General features: G+C 63.1%; 16 protein-coding genes. 5 read left to right on the forward strand and 11 right to left on the reverse strand.

Features of this window, described 5'->3' with window-relative positions; all coding sequences use genetic code 11:
- Positions 1-46: 46 nt before the first annotated feature.
- On the reverse strand, positions 47-1114 hold the full coding sequence (locus PQR54_RS12410; RefSeq protein WP_408245924.1) for a catalase family protein: 1068 nt from the start codon (positions 1112-1114) through the stop codon (positions 47-49).
- A gap of 211 nt (positions 1115-1325) precedes the next feature.
- Positions 1326-1694 (reverse strand): hypothetical protein, encoded by a 369-nt coding sequence (locus PQR54_RS12415; RefSeq protein WP_408245926.1) that lies wholly within the window; start codon positions 1692-1694, stop codon positions 1326-1328.
- A 451-nt stretch (positions 1695-2145) separates the two neighbouring features.
- Here PQR54_RS12415 and PQR54_RS12420 point away from each other — a divergent pair, with 451 nt between their 5' ends.
- Positions 2146-2373 (forward strand): hypothetical protein, encoded by a 228-nt coding sequence (locus PQR54_RS12420; RefSeq protein WP_106284719.1) that lies wholly within the window; start codon positions 2146-2148, stop codon positions 2371-2373.
- 73 nt (positions 2374-2446) lie between these two features.
- Positions 2447-3280: an ABC transporter substrate-binding protein gene (locus tag PQR54_RS12425; RefSeq protein ID WP_408245928.1), complete on the forward strand. Its 834-nt coding sequence runs from the start codon at positions 2447-2449 to the stop codon at positions 3278-3280.
- A 32-nt stretch (positions 3281-3312) separates the two neighbouring features.
- Here PQR54_RS12425 and PQR54_RS12430 read toward each other — a convergent pair whose 3' ends face one another.
- From PQR54_RS12430 to PQR54_RS12445, 4 genes are read right to left on the reverse strand one after another with little or no spacing between them, the layout of a single operon-like run.
- Positions 3313-4821: an efflux transporter outer membrane subunit gene (locus PQR54_RS12430; protein ID WP_408245930.1), complete on the reverse strand. Its 1509-nt coding sequence runs from the start codon at positions 4819-4821 to the stop codon at positions 3313-3315.
- Positions 4818-8138, reverse strand: coding sequence for an efflux RND transporter permease subunit (locus PQR54_RS12435; protein ID WP_408245932.1), 3321 nt, complete (start codon positions 8136-8138; stop codon positions 4818-4820). Before PQR54_RS12435 ends, PQR54_RS12430 begins: the two co-directional genes overlap by 4 nt.
- Positions 8135-11260 carry an efflux RND transporter permease subunit gene (locus tag PQR54_RS12440; RefSeq protein ID WP_408245934.1) on the reverse strand — a complete coding sequence of 1042 codons (3126 nt, stop codon included), beginning with the start codon at positions 11258-11260 and terminating at the stop codon, positions 8135-8137. The genes PQR54_RS12435 and PQR54_RS12440 overlap by 4 nt, the downstream gene beginning before the upstream one ends.
- A gap of 15 nt (positions 11261-11275) precedes the next feature.
- Positions 11276-12556, reverse strand: coding sequence for an efflux RND transporter periplasmic adaptor subunit (locus tag PQR54_RS12445; RefSeq protein ID WP_408245936.1), 1281 nt, complete (start codon positions 12554-12556; stop codon positions 11276-11278).
- A gap of 423 nt (positions 12557-12979) precedes the next feature.
- Here PQR54_RS12445 and PQR54_RS12450 point away from each other — a divergent pair, with 423 nt between their 5' ends.
- Positions 12980-13201, forward strand: coding sequence for a hypothetical protein (locus PQR54_RS12450; protein ID WP_408245938.1), 222 nt, complete (start codon positions 12980-12982; stop codon positions 13199-13201).
- Between the two features lie 33 nt (positions 13202-13234).
- Here the strand turns inward: PQR54_RS12450 and PQR54_RS12455 are convergent, their stop codons facing one another.
- Positions 13235-15070, reverse strand: coding sequence for an ABC transporter ATP-binding protein (locus PQR54_RS12455; protein WP_408245940.1), 1836 nt, complete (start codon positions 15068-15070; stop codon positions 13235-13237).
- A gap of 303 nt (positions 15071-15373) precedes the next feature.
- Between PQR54_RS12455 and PQR54_RS12460 the strand changes: the two genes are divergently transcribed.
- Positions 15374-16540, forward strand: coding sequence for a hybrid sensor histidine kinase/response regulator (locus PQR54_RS12460; protein WP_408245942.1), 1167 nt, complete (start codon positions 15374-15376; stop codon positions 16538-16540).
- A 28-nt stretch (positions 16541-16568) separates the two neighbouring features.
- Here the strand turns inward: PQR54_RS12460 and PQR54_RS12465 are convergent, their stop codons facing one another.
- Positions 16569-18068, reverse strand: coding sequence for a hypothetical protein (locus PQR54_RS12465; RefSeq protein ID WP_408245944.1), 1500 nt, complete (start codon positions 18066-18068; stop codon positions 16569-16571).
- Between the two features lie 193 nt (positions 18069-18261).
- Here PQR54_RS12465 and PQR54_RS12470 point away from each other — a divergent pair, with 193 nt between their 5' ends.
- A complete protein-coding gene (locus PQR54_RS12470) occupies positions 18262-19326 on the forward strand; it encodes a hypothetical protein (protein ID WP_408245946.1) in 1065 nt (354 codons plus the stop codon).
- A gap of 85 nt (positions 19327-19411) precedes the next feature.
- On the opposite strand, the gene PQR54_RS12475 is transcribed toward PQR54_RS12470, so the two are convergent.
- From PQR54_RS12475 to PQR54_RS12485, 3 genes are all read right to left on the reverse strand, one after another.
- A complete protein-coding gene (locus tag PQR54_RS12475; RefSeq protein WP_408245949.1) occupies positions 19412-21979 on the reverse strand; it encodes an ATP-binding response regulator in 2568 nt (855 codons plus the stop codon).
- Between the two features lie 18 nt (positions 21980-21997).
- Positions 21998-23224, reverse strand: a complete 1227-nt coding sequence (locus PQR54_RS12480) for a hypothetical protein (protein ID WP_408246079.1) — start codon at positions 23222-23224, stop codon at positions 21998-22000.
- 395 nt (positions 23225-23619) lie between these two features.
- Complete coding sequence (locus tag PQR54_RS12485; RefSeq protein ID WP_408245951.1) at positions 23620-23805, reverse strand: DUF3563 family protein; 186 nt, start codon at positions 23803-23805, stop codon at positions 23620-23622.
- Positions 23806-23918 lie beyond the last annotated feature (113 nt).

The raw sequence follows: 23918 nt of genomic DNA on the forward strand, positions 1-23918 counted from the left end.
TCTTGTCGCGAAGCTTCGCGACGATCCACCTCGCTGCATGCGGTTTTCACACCGGCCCAATGCACCGGCGCGCTTCCTCGCTCGACAAGACGCCGCGGTCCTTGCGATTCGCGGCGCTGGCCGCGTAGACGTCCTTGCGGGCGTGCGTGATGCCGAGCGGTTCGAAGCCGTTGGCCGGGTTGAATGCCATCTGGTTGATGCGCGCTTCGTCGTCGGCGGAAGGTAGTGACGCAATCTCCAGCACGCCGATCGCAATCGGCGTTCCGGCCCATACCACCGATGCATCGTTGACCGGCGTGCTTTCTTCATCCACGAAGAACTGCGCGCAGAGTTGCCACTTGAGCGGCGCTTTTTTCAGGCGGTTCAACAGGTCTTCGCGCAGATAGTTCTCGCCGTGACGGTCGCCGTCGGTTCCTGGCGCGGTCGCGTCTTCGGGTTGCAGCGAGTACTTGATGGCCGCGGGCCCGAGCTTCACGACCGAACCCCAGAACCGCTCGGTCGTCAGGCTTTCGACGGAGTGCAGCGTCGTTTCCCTGGCGAGGATCGCTACGATACGTGCCGTTTCGACGGGGCCCAGCGTGCCGCTCAACAGTTCGATCGACGCTTGCTCCAGGGCCCCGAGCGCGCCTCTGGCGATCTGGGCGACGAGTATATCGGCGAAATCCATGAACTGCACCGCGTTTCGCGCGTGCGAACGGCCGCCCTCGTTGGTCATGAGGAGGTCGGTTTCAATGCCTTGGGCGGTGAAGAACTTGATGGCGACGCCGCGAACGTCGGCGGCCTGGTCGGAGAAAGGACAGGGTTGGCCGTTCGAAAAACGACAGGCGACCCGATAGCAAAGCGAGCGCTCCAGTTCGTCCTGTTTGGCGAAAGGGCCATGCTTGAGCGCAGTGGGTATCGTCTCGAAGATCCGCAGCGTGCCGAACGCGCCGAGCGTTTGCTTCTGATGCTGGCCGCGGTCGACGCGTCCGTTTAGATGAGTGGTGCTGCTCGCGGCAATCGTCGCCTGTTGTGCCTTGATTTTTTCGATGAGCAGAGCGATCGCCTGAGCGTTGTCGGGCTGGTCGATCCAGCCGGTGCCGCGTTCTGCCATGTCGGGGGAGTCGTTGGCCATGCTCGTCCTCCATCAAGGTTCGCTGCGATGGGAATGCGTCTAAGCCTGCGCTGGGATGGCGGTCGTGCTGCTGCTGGAGCGCATGGATGTGCACTACATCGTAGACTACGGCGCACTCGAGCGCATCATCGCATGATCAGTTGGCGCGTGATCGCGGCGCTCACGTCGATCGCCGCAGTCGCCGCAGTCGCACGCGTGGCGGTTCACGCAATTAGTGCACGCCCGACGGATTCGGCGGCGGCAATGCCGGATCGAGCTTGGCGGATTCTCTGACGAGTTGTTCCGTCATCGCGGCCCCGACCGCGTTCGAGCCGCGATGCGGCTGATCATCGTGCGCGAATGGCTCAGGCGGCGGCAGCGCCGGATCGAGCTTAGCGGATTCCTTGACGAGTTCGTCCGTTGCCGAGGACGAGACCGAATTCGAGTCGTGCCGGTGCAGGCCCTCACGGCTGCGGCCGGGTTGCACAACAGCGGCTGTTTTTGAATCGTTGCCGGCAAGGACGGTGGCCACCGCGGGCGTTTGCACGGTTTGCGGGCGCGGTTGCGCCGGTTGCTGCGGCAACTGGGCGGCGTGCTCCATTGACGGTTCAGGCGCGGGCGCAGACGTGATGTGTCCCTGCGCAGATTGCGCGGGGATTTGCGCGGGCACGCGTGAACCGGAATCCGTGCTCGCGCCGGGCGACGGTGCGCCGTTTGCGTTGCCGGCGGTCACCTGCAGGGTGCCGGACTGAACCTTATCCGAAGCCAGCGCCGCAGAGCCATCCGTAACGGCCCCGGGATCGCGGGTCGACGGGTCGCTTTTGGGGGACAGTAGGTAAACTGCGAATGCGACCTCCGCCAGCACCAGACCGACTACCAATGCTTTTCCGATATTCCTCATAATTAGCCAACGGTGCTCAGAGCGATGCGATCGCACATCATAACCAGGCGCCCGTCGGCGGTTTGTAACGAGAGGTATGCGGAAGTAACCGGAATATTCGGCGCGGAGCGTGCTAGATTGAACTTATCGCGCCATCAACGGAGTTGTTGCCATGGACACGCATTCGATTCTGGGCATGATCCACGCCGAAGAGGCACTGCTGGTCTCCATCGTGCGCTCGTTGCCACCGGACGTGCGACGCGCGGTCGCCAACGATTTCCACGAGCAGGCGCAACTCGCCGAGACCTCGCATCTGAATCCCACCACCGACCGCGAAGCAAGCGACGCATTCAAGGCTCACATCAGACGGCTGTCGAATATGCTTGCTTCGCTATCCTGAGAAGACGTGGAATGCTCCGGGAGTGCCAGCATGCCCTATAACAAACTTGTAAAGTACGGAGCGACACAGCAGCATGCTTAGACTACTCACATCGATCCTGGTATCCAGCGCGGTCTTGCCCGCATTCGCACAACCTAACGACGCGAGCGCCGCGCAAGCCACCACGTCAAAACCCGCCGGCGCATCGATGGCCGCCGTATTCGCTCCGAGCGGCACGCTGCGCGCGTCGATCAATCTCGGCAATCCCGTGCTGGCCGCGCTCGATTCGGCGACGGGCCAACCCGTCGGCGTGTCCGTCGATCTCGCCACCGAATTCGCCAAACGGCTCGGCGTGCCGCTGCAACTGGTCGCGGTGAAGTCGGCGGGCGCGTCGGTCGAGAATGTCGAGCAGGACAAGGCCGACATCGGTTTCTTCGCTGTGGATCCTAAGCGTGGACAGGAAATCGCTTTCACGAAGCCGTACGTGCTGATAGAAGGCTTTTATCTCGTGCGCGACGGTTCGCCGATCACCACGAACGAGCAGGTCGATCAAACCGGCGTGACGGTCGCGGTCGGCAAGGGCAGCGCCTACGATCTGTTTCTGACGCGCGAGTTGCACCACGCGACGCTTGTCCGCATTCCGACTTCGCCCGCGGTCGTGCAGGGCTTTCTCGATCAGCATCTGGACGTGGCCGCCGGCGTCAAGCAACAACTCGAGAAAGACGCGGCCGGCAAAAGCGGCCTGCGGATGCTGGATCAGCGCTTCATGGTGATCCGTCAGGCGATGGGCGTACCCAAAGCAAAAGGCGATGACGCCGCCGCCTACCTGTCGAAGTTCGTCGAGGACATGAAGGCGTCCGGCTTTGTCACGGCGTCGCTGGCGCGGCATCAGATCGCCGGCGCGGTGGTGGCGAAAGAAAACGACTAACGTCTCGAGCGAACAGATCGGCGAGGCAGGGCTTAGGGCGACGCATTCTGTTGCCCCGGCTTGCGCGGATCTCTCAGTTCGCTGTCGGACCATCCGCCTCCCAGGTCGCCGATCAGCGACGCCGCGTCGAGCAACCGTGTTTGCTGCACGTTCAAAGCGGTTTGCTGAAGATTCAGTTGAGTGGCTTGCGCAGTCGCCACCGTCGTAAAGTCCACCGTGCCGGCCTGGTATTCATTGCGCGCGATCTCGGTGCCGCGCGTCGCGTCGCGCACCGCGCGCTCCAGCACCTCGGATTGCTGCGCGAGGATGCGCAAGCCGGCCAGGTCGTTCTCCACGCCCTGGAACGCCGTCAAAACGGTGCCGCGATAATTGGCCACGGCCGCTTCATACGACGCCTTTGCCGCATCGACCTGCGCGCTGCGCTGGCCGCCGTCGAATAGCGTCTCGCTCGCCTGACCGCCCAACGACCACACATAGTTGCCGATATGCAGCAGGCCGGCCAACGGCGACTGCGTGAAGCCGTCCAGCGCCGATAGCGAAATCGTCGGGTAATACGCGGCGACGGCCACGCCGATCGCGGCGTTCTGCGCCGCCATCTGGCGCTCGGCGGTGGCAATGTCGGGCCTGCGCTGCAGCAGCGTGGACGGTACGCTGACCGGTATGGACGGCAGCGTCGGCAGCGTGGTGTTCTGGGCTATGTCGAGCTCTTCCGGATTCCTGCCGACCAGCACTGCGATCGCATGAACGTATTGCGCGCGCGCGACGCCCAGCGCGATCAGACTCGATTGCGCCGATTCCAGTTGCGTTTGCGCGGTCACCAGATCGGAAGGCGGCACGGTGCCGGCTTTGTCCTGATCGGCGACGACGCGCAACGATTGCTGGAACGCGTCGACGGTGTGAGTGAGCAAGTCGATATTCGCGTCCGTCACGCGCAGATCGATGATCGCGTTCGCCAGCGCGATCTGTTCGGAGAGCGTGGCGTTCGCGAGCGTCGCCTGGGTCGCTTGCGCGGTGGCGGCGCTCTCTTCGATGTTGCGGCGCACGAGGCCCCACAGATCGGGCGCCCAACTGGCGTTGGCTTCGAGCGAGCCGGCGTTGTTGATGCGCTGAAAACTGCTCGCACCCGCAAGCCCGCTGAACGAACCGCTGCTGAAATTGCCGGTCGACGAACGTGAGCGGGTCGCCGATCCGGTCACGCCGATCGTCGGAAACAGGGCGCTGCGCGCAAGCCGCACTTCGGCCAGCGCCTGCTGGTAGTTCGCATAGCTTTGGCGCACGGTCTGGTTCGAGACCGACACGAGCGGCTCCAACTCATCCATCAGCGGGTCGTTGAAGCCTGTCCACCAGTCGCCTTTTGGAGCCTCGGCGGCGGGCTGCGCTTCGGTCCAGCCGGGCAGTTCTTTCCACGTGGCGGGCGTCGCGACGGGCGGGCGATGATAGTCGGGACCGACCGTGCATCCGCCTGTCAGCACAGCCGATAACACGGTCGATAACACCAGCATCGCGCCGGCCAGTCGGGTGGGGGAGATCGTCTTCATCATGCGCTCGTATCCGGTGCTTCGCCGCGGCGATTCCACGGCAGGCGCGCCGACCATCTTGCCAGTCTTGCGCGCAGCCGGTCGAGATACAGATAAATCACCGGCGTCGTGTACAACGTGAAAACCTGGCTGACCAGCAGGCCGCCCATGACCGTCACGCCGAGCGGCTGGCGCAGCGATGCGCCCTGGCCGATGCCGATCGCGAGCGGCACGGCGCCTAGCACGGCGGCGGCGGTCGTCATCATGATCGGACGCAGCCGCACCACCGCGGCCTCGTGAATCGCATCGCGCGCATTCATGCCTTCGTGGCGCTGCAACTGGATCGCGACATCGACCATCATGATGCCGTTTTTCTTGACGATGCCGATCAGCAGAATGATGCCGATCATCGCGATCACCGAAAAGGGCGTGCCGAAGATCAGCAGCGCCAGTGTCGCGCCAATGCCCGCCGACGGCAGCGTCGACAGGATCGTGAGCGGGTGCACCGTGTTCTCGTACAGCACGCCGAGCACGAGATACACCACCACCAGTGCGGCGAGAATCAGCAGCGGCACGGCGCCCATCGACTGCGCATACGCTTGCGCGGCGCCCGCGAACGCGCCATGGACCGACGCGGGCATGCCGATGTCGCGCTCAGCCTGCGCAATGATCTGACCGGCTTCGCTCAGCGATCCGCCCGCGGGCAGATTGAACGAGATCGTGCCGGCGACGAGCCCGCTCTGGTGGTTCACCTGCGTGGCGGTGTGGCTGTTCGAGAAGGTCATTAGCGCGGCGAGCGGCACCATGGTTTCGGCCGCGGTACTGTCCGCGCTGCCGCTCGAATTGCCGCCCTTGCTGTTCGAGATGCTGTTGGTCTGCTGGTTCGCTTCGGCATCGGCGTTCAGCGAATTGGTGTTCGCGCTGGCGCTCGACGCGCTGCTGACAGCCGCCGGCTGCTGCACGGCTTTGATCGTAGCGCGCGACATCTGCGTCTGCTGCGTGCCGTTCGCGTTGCCCGCGGCGGTGCTCAGGTAGATCTGATTGAGCGCTTGCGGATACTGCCAATAGGCCGGCGCGACTTCCATCACCACGAAGTACTGATTCAGCGGGTTGTAAATGGTCGACACGGTGCGCTGGCCGAAAGCGTCGTACAGCACGTTGTCGATCTGGTTCGGCTGAAAACCATAACGCGTGGCGGTCGCGCGGCTGAAGTTCACGTAGGTCTGCAAGCCGTTCTGTTGCAGATCCGAGTTCACGTCTTCCATCTTGCCGCGATATTTGCCGAGTTCGGTCACGAGTTTCGGCACCCACGTGAAGAGCGCGTTCGCATCGTCGCTGGAGAGCGTGTACTGGTATTCGGCCGCGGCCTGGCGTCCGCCGATCTGCAGATCCTGCTGCGCCTGCAGAAAGAGCCGCGCGCCGGAAACGGCGTTGATCTTCGGCCGCAAGCGGTTGACCACTTCAGTCGCCGATAGATGGCGTTGCGCGAGCGGTTTGAGTTCGATGAATACGTTTGCGGTATTCAGCGCACGTCCGCCAGTGAAGCCCGCGACCGAGGCCACCGCGGGGTCCTGCTTCACGATCGACTGCAATTGCGCGAGCTTCTTTTCCATGGCGCTGAACGAGACGCTTTGATCGGCGATGATCTGCCCGATCAGAATGCCGGTGTCCTGCTCCGGAAAAAACGTCCCGGACAGCAGCCGCGCTAGAAACACGTTGGCCACGAGCAGGCCGATCAGCAGCAGGACGACCGCGAGCGCGTGGTCGAGCGCTGTCGCGAGCGAGCGGGAATAGGCCTGTTTGAAGCGCTCGAACTGCGCCTCGACCCAGCGGGCCCAGCGCGCCTTCGAATGCATCGCGCGTTCGTGGCTGAGCAGGTAGGCGCACATGACCGGCGTAATGGTCAGCGAAATGATCAGCGACAGAATGATCGCGATGGATAGCGTGACCGCGAACTCGTGAAACAGCAGCCCGACAATGCCTGGCATCAACAGGATCGGCAGAAACACGGCGATCAGCGAGAGGCTCATCGAGATCACCGTGAAGCCGACTTCGGCGCTGCCGCGCAGCGCGGCTTCCTTCGGATCGAGACCGGCCTCGAGATGACGCACGATGTTTTCCAGCACCACGACCGCGTCGTCGACCACGAAGCCGGTGCCGATGGTCAGCGCCATCAGCGAGAGATTGTCGATGCTATAGCCGAGCAGATACATCGGTCCGAACGCGCCGACGATCGACAGCGGCAGCGCGACCGCCGGAATCAGCGTGGCGCGCGGCGACAGCAGGAACACGAACACCACGCCCACCACCAGCAGCACCGCGATGAACAGCGTGCGCTCGGTATCGGCGACCGAGGAGTTCACCGACTCCGAACGGTCGATGGCGACGTTCACATGAATCGCGCTTGGCAACGCGGCTTCGATGATCGGCAGACGTGCGCGAATTTGCCCGACCGTCTGCACGACGTTGCTGCCCGGCGTCGGATAGACGATCACCAGCACCGCCGACTTGCCATTGTAGAGCCCGGCATTGCGGATGTTTTCATTCGAATCGCGCACCTGCGCGACATCGCGCAGCAGCACGGGTGCGCCGTCGCGATAGGCGATCATTACGTCGCGATACGGCGCGGCCTTGCTGATCTGATCGTTCGACGTGACGACATAGCGCTGTTCGCCCTGATCGACATGGCCTTTCGCGCTGTTCGCATTGGCCGCGCCGATCGCCGCGCGCACGTCTTCGAGGCCGATGCCGTAACTGTTCAGCTTGCCCGGCTCCAACTCGACGCGCACCGAGGGCAACGCGCCGCCGCCGAGCGTGATCTGCCCGACGCCGGTGACCTGCGACAACTGCTGCTGGATCACGGAATCCGCGGAGTCGTAGAGCTGGGCTTTGGTCAGCGTGTCGGAGGTCAGCGCGAGCACCATGATCGGCGCGCCGGCTGGGTTGTACTGGCGATACGTCGGGTTGCTGCGCAGCGTGGTCGGCAGATCGGCGCGCGCGGCCTGGATGGCGGCCTGCACATCGCGCGCCGCGCCGTTGATGTCGCGGTTCAGGCCGAACACCACGATGATCAGCGACGAGCCCACGTAACTGATCGAGGTGAGCTGGTTCACGTCGGCGATAGTGGCGAGGCGCCGCTCCAACGGTTCCGCAACCGTGGCCGCCATGATTTCCGGACTCGCGCCGGCCATGTTCGCCTGCAACGCGATCACCGGAAAGGCGATGTTCGGCAGCGGCGCCACCGGCAGGCGGAAGTAGGCAAGCGCGCCGGATATCAGGATCGCGAACGCCAGCAGCGCGGTCGCGACCGGGCGCCGGATAAAGAGCGCCGAGATGTTCACGGCGCGTTCTCCGGCGGCGCGGCGGCGCCCTCACTCGCGGCGCGGCGGCGGTTCTTCACGCGCTGCGCGAGGCGGTCGAAGAACAGATAGATCACCGGCGTCGTGAACAGCGTCAGCACCTGGCTCAGCGTGAGGCCGCCGATGATCGCAAGCCCGAGCGGCCGGCGCAGTTCCGAGCCGGTGCCGGTGCCGAGCAGCATGGGCAGCGCGCCGAGCATGGCGGCGAGCGTGGTCATCAGGATCGGCCGGAAGCGCAGCAGGGAAGCTTCGAAGATCGCTTCGCGCGGCGGCTTGCCGTGCACGCGTTCCGCTTCTAGCGCGAAGTCGACCATCATGATCGCGTTCTTCTTGACGATGCCGATCAGCAGCACGATACCGATGATGCCGATCACGTCGAGATCGCTGCCCGCGATCATCAACGCGAGCAAAGCGCCGATGCCGGCCGAGGGCAGCGTCGAGAGAATCGTCACCGGGTGAATGTAGCTTTCGTACAGCACGCCGAGCACGATATACACCGCGACCAGCGCGGCGATCAGCAGATACACCTCGCTGGAGAGCGAATCTTCGAACGCCTGGGCCGCGCCCTGGAACGATGTCGTGATGGAAGGCGGCAGATCCACCGCTTTCTCGGCGTCGCGGATTTGCGCCACGGCGGCGCTGAGCGACGCGTCCTGCGCGAGGTTGAACGAGATCGTGACCGCCGGGAACTGCGCGAGATGGCTGATCAACAGCGGCGATTGCGTGATGCTGATCTTCGCGATGCCGGACAGCGGCACCTGCCCGGTGCTGCTGGTTTGACTCGGCAAATACAGATTGCCGATCGACTGCACCGTGGGAATCGTCTCGGGCTTCGCCACCAGAATCACGCGGTACTGATCGGACTGCTGGAAGATGGTCGAGACGATGCGCTGGCCAAGCGCGTCGTACAGCGCGTTGTCGATCGTGGCCGCCGTGATGCCGTAGCGCGCGGCAAGCTGACGGTTCACTTCGACGTTCACGCTCAGGCCATTGGTGTTCAGATCGCTCGTGACGTCCGTGATCGCGGCAATCTGCTTCATGCGCGCGATCAGCGCGGGCACGTATTGATTGAAAGCCTGCTGGTTCGGCCCACGCAGCACGAAGTTGTACTGGTTGCGCGAGATCGAGGTGTCGAGCGTCAGGTCCTGTTCGGGCTGCAGATAGAGGCGAATGCCGGGCACCTCGGCGACTTCCTGCTGGATGCGGCGGCCGATTTCCTCGGCGGTGACCGAGCGGTCGTCGCGCGGGCGCAGATTGATCAGGAAGCGGCCGTTGTTCAGCGTCGGATTGGTCCCGTCGATGCCGACATACGAAGTCAGCGATACAACATCGGGATCCTTGAGGATCGCATCGGCCAACGCGCTTTGACGTCGCACCATGGCCGTGTACGAAACCGAGTTGTCGGCCACGCTGATGCCCTGAATCACGCCGACGTCCTGCACCGGGAACAGTCCCTTCGGAATCACGATGTACAGGATCGCGGTGAGCGCGACGGTGATCAGCGCGACCACCAGCGTCAGCAACTGGTGATCGAGCACCCAGACGAGGCCGCGCTCATACGCGGCGAGCGTCTTGTCGAATAGCCCTTCGCTGATGCGCTCGAAGCGGCTCGGATGACGTTGCGCCTGCGCGCGCAACAGACGCGCGCACAGCATCGGCACGACGGTCAGCGAGACCACTGCCGAGATCACGATCGTCACCGCGAGCGTGATGGCGAATTCGCTGAAGAGCCGGCCGATCACGCCGCCCATGAACAGCAGCGGGATCAGCACGGCGATCAGCGATACCGTCAGCGAGAGGATCGTGAAGCCGATCTGGCCGGCGCCTTCGAGCGCGGCTTCAAGCGGTGTCTTGCCTTCCTCCAGATAGCGCACGATGTTCTCGATCATCACGATCGAATCGTCGACGACGAAACCCGTGGCGATGATCAGCGCCATCAGCGAGAGGTTGTCGATCGAATAGTTGAGCTGGTACATCACGGCGAGCGTGCCGATCAGCGAGACCGGCACGGAGATGCTCGGAATGATGGTGGCGGGCACGTTGCGCAGGAACACGAAAATCACCAGCACAACGAGCACGACGGCGAGCACCAGTTCGAAGGCGGCGTCCGAGACCGACGAGCGGATCACGCCGGTGGTGTTGGCGACCACCGTGACTTGCAGGCCGGCGGGCAGCGTCGATTCGAGGGCCGGCAACTGCTTCATGATCTGGTTGACGGTGGCGATCACGTTCGCGCCCGGCTGACGCTGCACGTTCAGCACGATGGCCGGCGTGCGGTTGTACCACGCACCGCGTTCCACATCCTGCGCGGCCTGGCTCACGCGCGCGACGTCGCGCAGATACACCGGCGCGCCGTTCTGATACGCGATCACCGTGGCCAGATAATCTTGCGGATCGACGATCTGGTCGTTCGCGTTGATCGTGTAGTCGAGCTCCGGTCCATCGAAATTGCCTTTCGGCTGGCTGACGTTGACGTTGGCGAGCAGGGTGCGCAGATCGTCGAGATTCAGGCCGTAGGCGGCGAGTTTTTGCGGGTCCGCTTCGACGCGCACGGCCGGCACGTTGCCGCCGGCAGTGGTGACGAGACCGACGCCGGGGACTTCGGAAATCTTGGTGGCGAGGCGATTGTTGGCGGTGTCCTGCAACTGCGTCAGCGACATGGACTTCGACGTGACCGCGAGCGTGAGGATCGGCTGATCGGCCGGATTGACCTTGGCGTAGGTCGGCGGCGCGGGCAGGCCGGCCGGCAGGAAACTGTTGGCGGCGTTGATCGCCTGCTGCACGTTCTGTTCGGCGATGTCCAGATTCAGCGAGAGATCGAATTGCAGCGTGATCACCGACGCGCCTTCCGAACTGTAAGACACCATTTGCTGCAAGCCCGGAATCTCGCCGAGCTGGACTTCGAGCGGCGCGGTGACGGTGGTCGCCATCACATTCGGACTCGCGCCCGGGTAGAACGTCTGGACCTGGATGGTCGGATAGTCGACGTCGGGCAGCGACGAGACCGGCAGGAAACGCACCGCGACCAGGCCCACGAGCACGAGCGCAACCATCAGCAGCGACGTCGCTACGGGTCTCAGGATGAACAGGCGGGAGAAGTTCATCGACGGGGCGGCGTGCTATGAGGCTGTGGATGCCGCGTCGGGCGCGGACGCCGGACGTGTGCGCCGCGCGGTGGACGCGGAGCTAGGCGGCGCCGCCGGCGTCGCAGCCGAAGCGGCCGAAGCGCCTGCGGCACCCGAAGCACCCGAGCCCGGCCGCGCCGCCGACGCCTTGATCTTCACGCCGTCGCTCAAGCGGTCCATGCCGTCGGTGACGACCACGTTGCCCGCGGCGAGCCCCGCCGTGATCACCGTGCGCTGGCCGTCGCTGGGTCCCAGCGTGACCTTGCGCACCGATACCGTATTGTCGGCGTTGACCAGATACACGTAGTCGCCGGGCGCGCCGCTCTGCACCGCGGGCGTCGGCACCAGCACCGCGTTTTGCAGCGTGTCGACCAGCAGCCTGACGTTGACGAACTCGTTGGGGAAGAGTGCCTCATCGTCGTTGGGGACGGTTGCGCGCAGTGTGACGGTGCCGGTCGCGGTCGCCATCTGGTTATTGATCGCGTACAGCGTGCCGGTCGCGATCTGCCGGGCGTTGTCGCTGCTGAACACGGCGACCGGCAACTGCGCGCCGGCGTTGACGCGCTGCAGCACCTTATCGAGCGCGGTTTGCGGAACCGTGAACTGGACGGTGGTCGGCTTCATCGTCGTGATGACCGCAATGCCCGGTTGACTCGACGCGGTCACGTAATTGCCGGGGTCGACCAGACGCAGCCCGACCCGGCCTGACACCGGCGCAGTGATGTGGCAGTAGATCAGGTCGAGCTCGAATTGCGCGACGTTGGCTTCGTCGGCCTTGACGGCGGCCTCGTTCTGCTGGACGAGAAACTGCTGGTCCGCATAGGTCTGCTCGGCGATCGACTTGTGCTCGTTCAGTTGCGTAAATCGCGCGAGATCGGCGCGCGCCTGCGCGAGCGCCGCCTTGTCCTTGGCGAGTTGCGCCTCTGCTTGCCGCTTGCTGATTTCGTACTGGCGCGGGTCGATCTGCGCGAGAAATTGGCCCTTCTGCACGTCCTGGCCTTCGCGATAGCCGACGGCGGTCAGGTAGCCGCTCAGTTGCGGCAGCACGGTGACGGTGGCGACGGGCGTTACCGTGCCCAGCTCGCTCAGCGTCTCCGGCATCGATCCCGTGGTGGCGGTGGCGACCGTGACGACCTGGGGCGCCACTGCGGGCTTGGCCGGCTTCGAGCGCAGCACATGAAACGCCACCAGCGCGATCAGCGCCAGCACCACGATTGCGAGCACGATGCGGCCACGCCGTGGACGCTTGACCTGGATTGCCGGCGCTTCGCTCATGAGGGTCTCCCGCCGGATCCGTGGCACCCGGCGAACGGCGTCGATGGACGGCGCGGCCAATCGTTGTCCAAGAGCGTCATACGAACTCCCAGGATGGGGCATCGCCGTTGCCGGCGACAGGAATCCAGACAATCACGACCAGAGTCTATCCGAGTGTGGAGCTAATTCTCACGACAGTGCCTTGACGGGCGTTTCGATTTGTTACGGTCGGCCGGGCCGTGGCGCCGTGCCGTCTGCCCAGGCGCGAGCGTTGTCATACGGAAAAAAGTAGCAACGACGCGGGCCGTGACAGGGGAACAAGCGACGCATACGCGCGCTGCCGGCATGTAACCGCGTAACTTGACGCAACAGAACCGTAGCCTGAATGTCGGGCCCGCTCGCTAGCATGAAGGCCTTGTCCAGTCCCAACCGACGAGGTGACCGATGCTGAGCCATCATGAACTCGCGACACTGCTGCGTCTTGCCGACACGGGTCGGCGTCCGGAGGCCATCGATTCCGATGTGCTCGCGCTGAGCCGATACGAACTGATCGAAATCGACCGGCGCGAGGAGGGCGTGATGGTGGGCGGCACGTCGACGCTGCGGCTGACGAGCCGGGGCCGTGAACTCGTGCGCCGTCTGTTTGGCGAGGGCGGCGGCGTGTGAATGAAAGAGCTTGCGCCTTCGCCGGCGTCCCGATCACATGAGATCGGGGCGCGGCGCGGGCGTGCGTCTGATCTGCCGCGCCAGCGTGTCGCGATAGATGCCCGGCACGGCGGCCAACTCAGCCGGCGTGCCTTGCTGAACGACGCGGCCGCGGTTGAGCACCACGATCCGGTCGAACGACTGCAAGGTCGACAGCCGGTGAGCGATCGCGACCACGGTGCGATGCTGCATCAGCCGTTCGAGCGCGGCCTGAATCGCGGTCTCCGATGCGGTGTCGAGCGCTGAGGTCGCTTCATCCAGCAGCAGGATGGGCGAGTCTTTCAGAATGGCCCGGGCGATCGCGATGCGCTGCCGTTGTCCGCCGGAGAGTTTGGTGCCGCGATCGCCCGCGATGGTGTTGAGCCCTTCGGGCATCGCGTTGATGAAATCGAGGCAGTGGGCGTCCTCGCACGCGCGGCGCACGTCGGCCTCGGTGGCGTCGGGGCAACCGTAGCGGATATTGTCCAGCAGAGATCGGTGAAACAGCGACGCGTCCTGCGGCACGACCGAGATGGCGCCTTGCAAGCTTTGCAGCGTGACATGCGCGATATCCTGGCCTGAAATCCGCACGCAGCCGGAGTCCGGCTCGTAGAAGTGCTGAAGGAGCGCGAGGATGGTCGATTTCCCCGCGCCCGAGGGGCCGATCAGACCGACGCGCTCGCCCGCGCCGATATGCAGGTTCAGACCGGTCAGCACCGGGCGGCGGCCCGCATACGCGAACGTCACGTTGTCGAAGTCGACGGTGGCTTGCCGGACTTCGAGCGGCGTCGCTCTGGTCGGCTCCGGCATGGCGTGCGGGATCAGCAGTGTCTCCGCGGCTTCGCCGAGCCGGGCCACGTACTGCGTCAGATCGACGAACGCCACGGCGATGTCGCGCGAACCGTGCAGGATCGAGAAACCGAGCGAGCCGACCAGAACGACGTCGCCGGTCGTCGCACGCCCGACGCTCCACAGCCACACGGTCCACCCGAGCACGCCGGCCGACAGGATGCAAATAGCGAACGCGTGCAACAGGCGCAGCTTCTCGAGGTAAAGCAGGCTGCGCTTGCGGGCGTCTCCTTCGGCGGCGAGCAGCGTGTCGAAGCGGCGCCGCTCGAGCACCAGGGCGCAGAACGCGCGGACCAGCCCCATATTGCCGATCACGTCCACCAGCTCACCGTCGACCGAAGCGGCCTGCGCGGCGAACGCCTCGTGCCGCGAGGTGCCTTTGCGGGCCAGCAGGAACAGGCAGAAAGCCAGTCCGGCCGAAATGCCGACCAGCGTGAGGCTCATGGGAACGCTGACCGCGCCGACCATGACAATCGCCCCGATCACGGTCAGACACGGAGGAAAGGCCGTCCACGCCACCGTGTTTTCGATCACGTATACCGCGTTGGCCGTCGCCGAAATCCGGCTCGACAGCACGCCGGGCTGCTTGTCGGCGAAGAAGGTGGGGGCATGCACCGTGAGATAGTCGAACATCTCGCGCCGGATGTCGCCCGTCACGGCCACGAACGTGCGCGCCGAGACCCAGCCGGCGATGCGCCAGAACAGGTTGTCGGCGAGAATCAGCGCGACCAGCACGGCAAACGCGTGGATCACGTGTTGCGGATGGGCGCGGCCGCCCGGCAACGCGTCGATCAGATTGCGGATCCCGTATTGCGAACCCAGCGCGCAGCCGACGGCGGCCACGACGCTGGCCAGCACGACGGCGTGCGTCAGCTTGCGGCGCGCCACGTAACGCCAGATCAGCGGGATGGGCCGCCCGGCATATCGCGACAGCACGCGGGACTGCCGCCGTCTGCGCACGCGCCCGGCCCGGCCGGCATCGCTATCGTTGGTCAGTTCCATGGCACCGCTTGGCTGGAGGGATTCGGGCGTCCATGCTGTGCGATCCCGCGGCGCGGGCGACAGTGGATCGTTCCGGCAGTCTCCGCACGCAAGCAACGTGCCGTTGCAGGCGGCGAGGCGGTCTGATCGCGCTGATGCATATTGGATAAGGCTGTGCGGTGATTCCCCATTTTTCGCGAGACGCGATACCCTATACTTCCAAACGCCAAAACGATCCAGTGCTTGCCGCGCGGCAAGCCATTTTTATCATCCGCAACGTGGGCTTCGTTCAATCTCGAGCCGCCGCCATCCGCCAGGAATGCGATGAGTGACCCTATGCAGCCGCCGTTTTCCGTTCTCTTCGTCGACGACGACGAGATGTCGCGCAATCACTTCGCACGCGCGATGAGTGCCGATTACAAAGTGTATGTCGCCCAAAGCGCCGACGAGGCGATAACGGTGCTAGGCAAGCACGCCTCCGAGATTGCCGTGCTGGTGACCGACTTCCGCATGCCGGGCCGCGACGGCGACGATCTGCTGCGCGAGGTGGCGCACGAGTATCCGCAAATCGTGCGCATTCTCGTGACCGCCTATGCCGACAAGGACATGCTGCTGCAAACGGTCAATACCGGCGACGTGTTCCGCATTATCGAAAAACCGCTGCGAACGGACATGGTGCGCGAGGTGCTGCACCTCGCGACCGCCCGTTACACCGAACGGGAAACGCGTCAGCAGCGGCTGCTGGCCATGGACGAGACGCTCGCCTTCCTCGCCCACGAGCTGAACACGCCGCTGGCGACCATCTCGCTGTTCGCGCGCTCCGTCGAGAACGACGTGGCCGAGCAATACGATCCCGAGCGTCAGCGGGAGATCGGCCTCGCGGCGAAGTCGATGCTCGATAACGCGCAGTATTGCCTGACGCTGATCTCGTCGTTCTGGGCGACGGTGCACAAGAGCGGCGGCCAGAAGTCCGCCTCCGGCGGCGGCACGCGCGCGGTCAGGGCAACGCGCCTGATCGCCACGCTGCTCGACACCTATCCGTTTGTCGCGTCACAGCGCGATTGGGTGAAGGTGGACGTGGAAGGGGATTTCATCGTGCACGCGATGCCCAATTGCGTGGCGCTCGTGCTGCCTTCACTGTTGTCCAACGCGCTGCGCGCGCTCGACGGCAGCAGCGCGCCCGTGTTGCGGCTCGAAGTGGTGGCGTTCCCCGAGCCCGAGATCCGCATCCGCGACAATGGCCCGGGGATCGCGCCGGAGGTCAAGGCGCGCCTGCTGCAGGATCCGGTCACCACGTACTCAGGCGCCGGCGGCCACGGCATGGGCATGATCTTTTGCAACCGCATCATGCAGTCGTTCGGCGGATGCCTGCGGATCGAATCCACGGTCGGCGCGGGGACTACGGTGACCATGGGCTTTCCGGGTTTTAACAGCCGCATGCAAAGCGCTGATGATGAGGAGCCGTCCGCTAGTCAGGCGGCTTTGAGATGAGGTTCCACTCTTGGCGTGACTCAAGACCTCACACCCAGCCGAATTGACCCATCTGATAGTCCATGTAGTAGCGATGCGTCGTGAAGAAGCCGATGCCAATGTCATTGAGATTGGTCGTGGGCAGGATCGTCGTCGTATAGGCGCCGGTCCCGGCGGTGAACGAATAGGTGTATACGTCGGCGAGATTGCCGCGAATGGCGATCCCGAACTGAATGGTGACCTGCGTGCCGGCCGCGATCGTCGACGGAAACCCGGCGTCGAGCGTACCGAGCGTCATGCCCGAATTCGTTGTGTCCAGCAGCGCGCGCGTCTCGCTGCCATGGTTGTCGAAGTACAAGGTTGTCAAGTCGCTAATGTAGGTACTGCATTCGACTGAGGCTGGCGGTACGTAAGTCAAGGTTAGCGTGGCGCAACCCGTGTTTGAGGTCCAGCCATTAGCGAACCCTAGCGCTTGCGTGGTCGTAGCGTTGACGCCGACCGTCAGGGACGGCATGGCAGCGCAACTACCCGGCGTGCCGATCTGGCAGTTTTGCAAAGCAAGCGGCGCCAACAGGAAACCGGGATCCACGTTCGACGAAAACGACACCGACCGCAACGGGCTGAGAAGACCACATGCGTTCGACGAACCCGGCGGCGTGGCGCAGGTGCCCGCCGGATAGACGAAGGTGCCGGTCAGGGGGCCGATGGGGGTAAAGGTCCCGCCGACACCGAACACATTCGATGCGACCGTCGACGGCAGCGCCGTGCCGTTGGCGCTGGTCGATACCTGGTACACCAGCAGGATCGGAAGTACTGCAGTGGTCACGTCTCCGGCAGAACCGAAAGTCACCTGTGCGTAAGCCAGATTGCCGGTTGCCCTGATCAAAGGGCCATTCGTGCTGGAGGCGCCGAAGAGTAGTCCCAATCCAAAGTTGATGCCCGCACCCTGGCCATTCAGATATGTCGTCATCACGTTGTTCGTGACCGTGATGCCGTTGTACGTGATCGTGCTTTGACCAGCCGGGAAATTGAAGCCGTTGATGCTCACCATAGACGACGGAACGACATCGAACGCATTCAGTACGACGCCGGCCGAAACGGTGTCGAGTGTCGCGTTGATCGACACCGGGTTGTTGCCCACCATCGTGACGGGTACATAAGCGCGCGGGTAACCATCCGGCGCCGTGGCGACCGGATAGATGCCGACCGCGGTAGGACTGGAGATCACCGTGTTGCACGCGACATCGATGTTGCCGACGTTGGCGCCCGCCACCGTGCCGCCGCCCTGGCTGATCGCGCAGTTCTCGCCGCCAGGCTGACTCGCCACTGAAATCTGATAGGCGGCGCCGTTGGTCAGTTGATCCGGGAACGCAAAGTGGGTGGCGCCCGCCGCGACGGCGATGGTCGTGGCGCCATTGGTCAGCGTCAACCCGGGTGACGAGAGGTGATCGACAGTGCCCGAGACCGTATAGGTCGTCAACGAGCCATTGCCCCCACCGCAACCGAACAGCGTGAGGATGCACGCCAGCAACGCGATTCTGATTCTCATGTCGTGCCCCGTTTCGGTCTCCGTCCTGACGGTGGTTGGGCCGTCCCCGGGTTCGATTAACTATACAGTTTTCCTCGCATGGCGTTAGCGTTTTCGCTCGAACACTAACCTGTGTTCCGCGAGAATAATTCGCCTTATAATCCGCTTCCGAATGCGAACGATAATAAAACAATCGACACAAGGCATTATAAAAATGAAAGAAGAAAATCGGGGTTTTGAAATAAACCAGTCGCGCTTTGTATTTCCCTTTACGCTTGTCCTGACCTCGTTGCTCTGCGCATGCGGCGGCGGAAGTGGCTCATCCTCCGCGCCGGCCGCCAATCTCAGCGCCGCGCAGCAGAATTACGAGAATTTCACGCTGGCAAGCAATGGCGGCCAGCACTTCGTGACCGGCGTGCTCAATTTTTCCACTGCGTCGGGCGGTGCGCCGACACTGAATACGGCCACCTCCTACTTTTTCACGCGCGATTCAAGCCTCGCGCAAAGCCCAGCAGTGGCCGGTCCCCAACGTCTAACAACGGGCACCTCCACGATCGATCCGGCGCTCGCCGTGCCCGCGCTCGCCGGCCAACGCTATCTGGTTAACGGAAGTGTGGTTGTCGAGGCGGTTCCGGCGCAGGTACAGGTCAGCTACAGCGGTGCAAATGTAGAGGAAACGGATCTGTCTACCGACGGCAAAACCGTCACGATGACCTTGCTAGGGACCAGCTATACGACGGTGCCACTGTCTGGCGCTATTTCGAATTCGCCATCCGAGTTATTCAACGGTAGCGCGCTAGGAATCGTTACCAACACCATTAACGGAACCTCGCTCTATAACCGGCAAGCAGGCTGGCAAGCCGGAGCCGCCTATCTGAAAGTGGTGAGGGAAGTGGTTGGCGATACGGTATTGGCAGGGGATTGCGCATTGCCCAATACGACAGGGCCGAATCTCACGCCGTGCGCCACGACCGCATCCACGCTGGAAGGCTTTTTCCCCCATACCAGCAGTACGGACAACACGACGTATAACCTGAGTGACGGTCAGATCGTCACACTCGCCGGAACGCGGGCGTGGGTCGCCAATGTGGCATCGAACTCTGCTACGACACAGTACCGGGTCTATTTTCAGAATAACGGGCAAATCTTTAGCGCGGATCTGATCAAGGACGGTACGACGCTGGGGACCAATTCACTTGGCAGCAGCACGCCGCAAAATTTCTATATTTTCCTCAATAGCGTTGCGGTGCAATCAGTGAAGTCGGCCATCACCTTCTGATTGCTTTCTGGCCGCTTCCGCGTGTGTGACCACCGGGTTCACTCCTGGCTCACTCCGGGGTCCGCTTTCGAGCGCCGTCAATCGCTCAAAAATCCCGTTGTTCGTGGCTTGCCCTGGCCGTAACGAAATACGTCTGCAACGCATCGGTCGAGCGCTCGCTCAGGATGCCGATGCGCGCAAGCCAATCGGTTTCCACCGGCCATTGGCCTTCCACCACGCGCGGATAGATTTGCCGCGCGAACTGATGCAGCGCCCTCGCGCCGATATTGCCGCTCACGCCAAGCAGGACATGCAACGCGCCGTGCGTCGATTCGAGGTCGCCGGCCGCGACGCTGGCCGCAAGCCGCGTCACCAGTTGGCGAATCTGCTCGATGCCTTTGAGGAACGATTCGTCGAGCAGATCGAGCGATGCAAGCTCTTCAAGGTGTTTTTCGTCGAGCAGTTCGCTGTCCGTCACGATGGGCGGTTTGCCGGCCGGCGTGGCCGCTGGCGTCGACGATAGTTCTGCATCTGTCGGCACGCTCGAGCCGCGTTGCTGGGCAAACTGCCGCGCAAGGCACGCATAGAGCGAACCGGCTTGCACCGGTTTGATCATGACTTCGTTCATGCCTACGGCAAGGCAGGTCTGGACGGCCTTGATATCGGACTGGCTGGTCAGCGCGATGATCGGCACGGTGGCGTACGAGTCGGCACGCGCGCGAATCGACGCGGTTGTTTCCAGGCCGCCCATGCCCGGCATATTCATGTCCATGACGATAGCGTCGATCACGCCGTCCGCCTGCAGATGCGCGAGCACGGCCTGCCCGTGCTCGGCCTCGACGACGCTCGCGCCGCATCGCTCCAGATAGGCTTTGGCCACCAGCCGGCTGTAGGTATCGTCGTCCGCGACGAGGATCGATTTGCCGGAGAACGCGTCGGATTTCTGGCTCAGATGATGACGGTTGCCGTTTTCGAAGAGCGCCTGCAGCGTCGTGATCAATTCGATCACGCTGCAGGATTTGCTGATGATTCCGTCCATGCCGGCACGCCGGGCGAGCACGCGCACCACGCTCCCGGGCTCGGCGGTATAGGCGGCAATCAGGACATTCCAGCCAGGATGGTCGTGCCCTGCGCGAATTCTCTCGGCGGCCGTATAGCCGTCCAGAACCGGCATGTTGATGTCCATCAACACGAGGTCGTAAGGGGCCGACTCCCGGAGCACGGTCACTGCAATCGCACCGTTTTCCGCTTCGCTCACCTGCGCGCCCACTTTCGACAATGCACGGCAGGCTCGTGCGCGCTGAGCGGCGTCGTCGTCCACGACGAGAATGCGCCGGTCTTTGAACACCGGCGTGGCGCGTTCAAAAATGCGCCGCTCGTGGTCCACGATCTCGCTCTTCGGGACAACGGGAAATTGCAGCGTGAATTCCGTGAACTTGCCGACCTCCGAGCGGCAGCTGATGCTGCCGCCGAAGGCGCGCATCGCGCGCTGGCAGTAGGCGAGTCCGAGCCCCGTGCCGCCCGAAGTGCCCGCGGTACGGAAGGGCTCGAACAGATGCGACACCATCTCGGGCGCAATGCCGGGCCCCGTGTCGCGAACCATGACCGACTGCTGCTCGATCGTCAGTGTGAGCGTGGCCGCCGGGTGCGTGGCGATGTGATGCAGCGCGTTCTTGATCAGATTGAACAGCGTGAACAGATAGACGGTTTCGTCGACCTTGAACGTAAAGTCTTCCCGCACCACCAGCCTGACCTTGCCGCGTTCCTTTTCGTCGGCGAAGCCGTATTCTTCCAGCGCCTTACGCGTGGTGCTCGTCGCGCTCAGATAAGTGAGGTAGTCCGGGCGAATGGGTTTGGCACTGACCTCGTCCAGCGTCATGGCAATGATGCGCAGGCCGCGCTCGATCGACAACTGCCCTTGGGCGAGATGACGATACAGCCCCGCGGCGCTCTCGTTCCTGTCGTGCCGGTCGTGTTTGTCGTGTGTGAGTGCGAGCGGGCGGTTGGGTCCCATCGTCGCGGGCAAGGCTTCTTCCACGCGATCCAGCACATAGCGCAACTGGCTGAGCGGGTTGCGCATTTCATGCGCGATCGAACCGGCAAGCGCCTGCAACGCGCGGTTCTTTTCGACGAAGATGCGTCCTTTGCTGATCGCATGGCTGAACGCCATGCTGCACAGGACGACGACCGGCAGCAAGGCGAGGTTCGATTGATCGGCCGCGGTCAAGACAATCGGCACCGGCGAACTGATCACTGCGGCAAGCGCCCCGGAAAAAACGCCAATGCCGATGCAGCCCATCAGCAAAAGCGGATTGTCGATGCACAGCGCCATGATGAAGATCATCATGACCTCGGTCATCATCCACATGGTGGAGAATGAATTTCTGATCGCGAGAAATGTGCAAACGAATGGCAGGACGTAGATCAGGCAGCAATGCCAATAGATCAGCAGGTAATGATTGAATCGCTTTGGCCAGCGCGCCTGGAAAATCAATGGAATGCAGACGAACGCCGCACTGAGCCGAAGAGAGAGATTGTCGTAAGGCTGCGGCAGGACATAGGTCCAGACTACGTAGTAGATGGGGTGGCACAGGAGGCCCAGTGCGCCGCCCCATCGTATTGCAAACCGGCTTCGTTCCAGCACGTCCCGCATGCTCTCGCGCGGCATTACCATCAGGCCTCCAGTGACGTTCTACGACCCCATCAATTCTTGCTTGCCGCCAAGTTGCGCATCCGCCAGCTCGATCGGCGAACCGTCTTTGCCGTGGAAAGGGCCGACCGCGAAGCCGTACTTTTTCAGCAGGCTGTGCGTGTACGAGACGGACCACACGGGCGGGCTGCCGATGATGAAGTCGGACGCAATGCCTTCCTGCCAGGCGGAGTAGCCTTCGGCGAAACAGGTATAGCAATCGCGCGTGGTCGGCAGCCGGAACGGGAACGCGGTGTTGAGTCCGGCAGGGCCACGCGCGAAGCACTCAATATATAGCGTATGACCGCGTGACGCGAGTTCGGCCTCGACGCTCGCTGCTCGCGGATGGGAGTCGTCGATCCAGAACTGCGCGCGCTTGAGATCGGCTGCGGTGAGGTAGGGCACGCTGGTGCTGCTCGCCAGAATCGCGCCGTCGAAGTCCGGCAACGGCGTGTTCGGACTGAAGGTATGCACGGAGACCCGCGTTTTACCGAGCAGGTCCGAGGCCATCAACTCTTTGGCTTGCTCAGCGAGCAGGTTCACCTTGTCCGGCAGATCGATCAGAACAAGCTCACGCGGTGCATCTTTATAGAGCGCGTATTTGGCCACCGTCGTGCCGAGCCGGCCGGCCGCGCCGAATAGAGCAAGCTTGGTCTTGCCGAATTCGAGATCGAGCTCATTACAGCAGTGCATGGCCCAGTCTTTCAGCATCGCGGCGGTGGCGGCGTGGCCCGTGGTGATATGCGGCGGTTTGGTATCGCGCGGCAGTGCCCCGTAGTTGCATGCGTAGGGCGTGGAGGCGCCCATCGCCACCATGTTCAGGCCGGCCTGTCGCGCCAGCTCGAGAGCCGGGAAGAATTGCGTCTCGCGGAATCGCTTGATGCCGCGCGGGCTGCCGAGCCACATTTCCAGCGGCACCGGACAGGCAATATTGGCGCCGATGATCTGCGAGCCCGAATAGATCGGTGAGGCAATGAAAGGCTTGGTGTTCCAAAGCTCTTCTTCGAATGACGCATTTCGTTGCTTCACATTGTGAAATGAAAACGAAAGTGTTTCCCAGTCGGTAGCGTGAAATAGAAACCCGACTCCGCCTTGACCGGCTGGCAGGTAGTCCCGGATCTCGTCCGGGGTGATGGTGTGTTTAAGTTTTAAGGCGCCCGTTTGAAGTTGACGAACCCCGCGTTGCTCGTCGGAATAGGTCTTTACTTCGTGGTGAACAGAAGTTCTCATTTGATTTTCCCTTTGATTGAAACTCGCGTTGGACAATCAGCGCGACAAAGTCGACTGGCGTGTTGGATGGTCGACCCTTCAACTCTAGAGAAAACTGATGCGGTGTGCGCGTCTGTTGCTTCGCATTGCCGAGAATGGGCATCTCGGGCGGTCGGGTCCGGTAGATTTTTCCAGCGAGAAGACGTGTCGACAAACGGGGCGGTGAGGGCGAAATCTTTTCAGTGGAAAATTCCAGGTGGCCGCATGAACCAGCGTTTGAACGTGAATGGGCTACCGGCGAACTGCTGTTTTTCGGCCAGGGCGGACCCCATGGCTTGAGGGCGGACCAGTCGGTCCGCACCTCATGGACACGTTTGAGTGAAGCACGCGCTAAAGCGTGGCCTGCGAGACGTACTTCACATCCTCCCTTCGTGCGGCGTGCTGGCTCCGTACCAGCGCGCCGGATCCGCATGCGTTTCGACAACGTTGATGCGGTGTTCCAGATCGACCAGATCGACCGACGACGCCAGATAGGCTTCGCGTTCGTGGTCCTCGGTGGTGATCAGCAAGGCGCTCAGTTTCTTCGCAAGTTCAGTGAACATGATTTTCTCCAGTCCGTGTTGCGACGAGTCTTTCGATCCGGCTGTGGGAGCCGGCGTTGCCCGTCGATGGAATGAAGCTTAGGCGCGAAGAATGAGCCGGAAATGAGCGCTCG

Source organism: Paraburkholderia phytofirmans (assembly GCF_046028095.1).
GTDB lineage: Bacteria > Pseudomonadota > Gammaproteobacteria > Burkholderiales > Burkholderiaceae > Paraburkholderia > Paraburkholderia phytofirmans_A.

Bases quoted from the DNA above. Each gene is read 5' to 3' on its own strand.
- PQR54_RS12480 (WP_408246079.1), bottom strand. From the start codon at position 23,224: ATGAGAACTTCTGTTCACCACGAAGTAAAGACCTATTCCGACGAGCAA.
- PQR54_RS12410 (WP_408245924.1), bottom strand. From the start codon at position 1,114: ATGGCCAACGACTCCCCCGACATGGCAGAACGCGGCACCGGCTGGATC.
- PQR54_RS12470 (WP_408245946.1), top strand. From the start codon at position 18,262: ATGAAAGAAGAAAATCGGGGTTTTGAAATAAACCAGTCGCGCTTTGTA.
- PQR54_RS12460 (WP_408245942.1), top strand. From the start codon at position 15,374: ATGAGTGACCCTATGCAGCCGCCGTTTTCCGTTCTCTTCGTCGACGAC.
- PQR54_RS12455 (WP_408245940.1), bottom strand. From the start codon at position 15,070: ATGGAACTGACCAACGATAGCGATGCCGGCCGGGCCGGGCGCGTGCGC.
- PQR54_RS12475 (WP_408245949.1), bottom strand. From the start codon at position 21,979: ATGGTAATGCCGCGCGAGAGCATGCGGGACGTGCTGGAACGAAGCCGG.
- PQR54_RS12425 (WP_408245928.1), top strand. From the start codon at position 2,447: ATGCTTAGACTACTCACATCGATCCTGGTATCCAGCGCGGTCTTGCCC.
- PQR54_RS12445 (WP_408245936.1), bottom strand. From the start codon at position 12,556: ATGAGCGAAGCGCCGGCAATCCAGGTCAAGCGTCCACGGCGTGGCCGC.
- PQR54_RS12420 (WP_106284719.1), top strand. From the start codon at position 2,146: ATGGACACGCATTCGATTCTGGGCATGATCCACGCCGAAGAGGCACTG.
- PQR54_RS12450 (WP_408245938.1), top strand. From the start codon at position 12,980: ATGCTGAGCCATCATGAACTCGCGACACTGCTGCGTCTTGCCGACACG.
- PQR54_RS12430 (WP_408245930.1), bottom strand. From the start codon at position 4,821: ATGATGAAGACGATCTCCCCCACCCGACTGGCCGGCGCGATGCTGGTG.
- PQR54_RS12440 (WP_408245934.1), bottom strand. From the start codon at position 11,260: ATGAACTTCTCCCGCCTGTTCATCCTGAGACCCGTAGCGACGTCGCTG.
- PQR54_RS12485 (WP_408245951.1), bottom strand. From the start codon at position 23,805: ATGTTCACTGAACTTGCGAAGAAACTGAGCGCCTTGCTGATCACCACC.
- PQR54_RS12465 (WP_408245944.1), bottom strand. From the start codon at position 18,068: ATGAGAATCAGAATCGCGTTGCTGGCGTGCATCCTCACGCTGTTCGGT.
- PQR54_RS12415 (WP_408245926.1), bottom strand. From the start codon at position 1,694: ATGGAGCACGCCGCCCAGTTGCCGCAGCAACCGGCGCAACCGCGCCCG.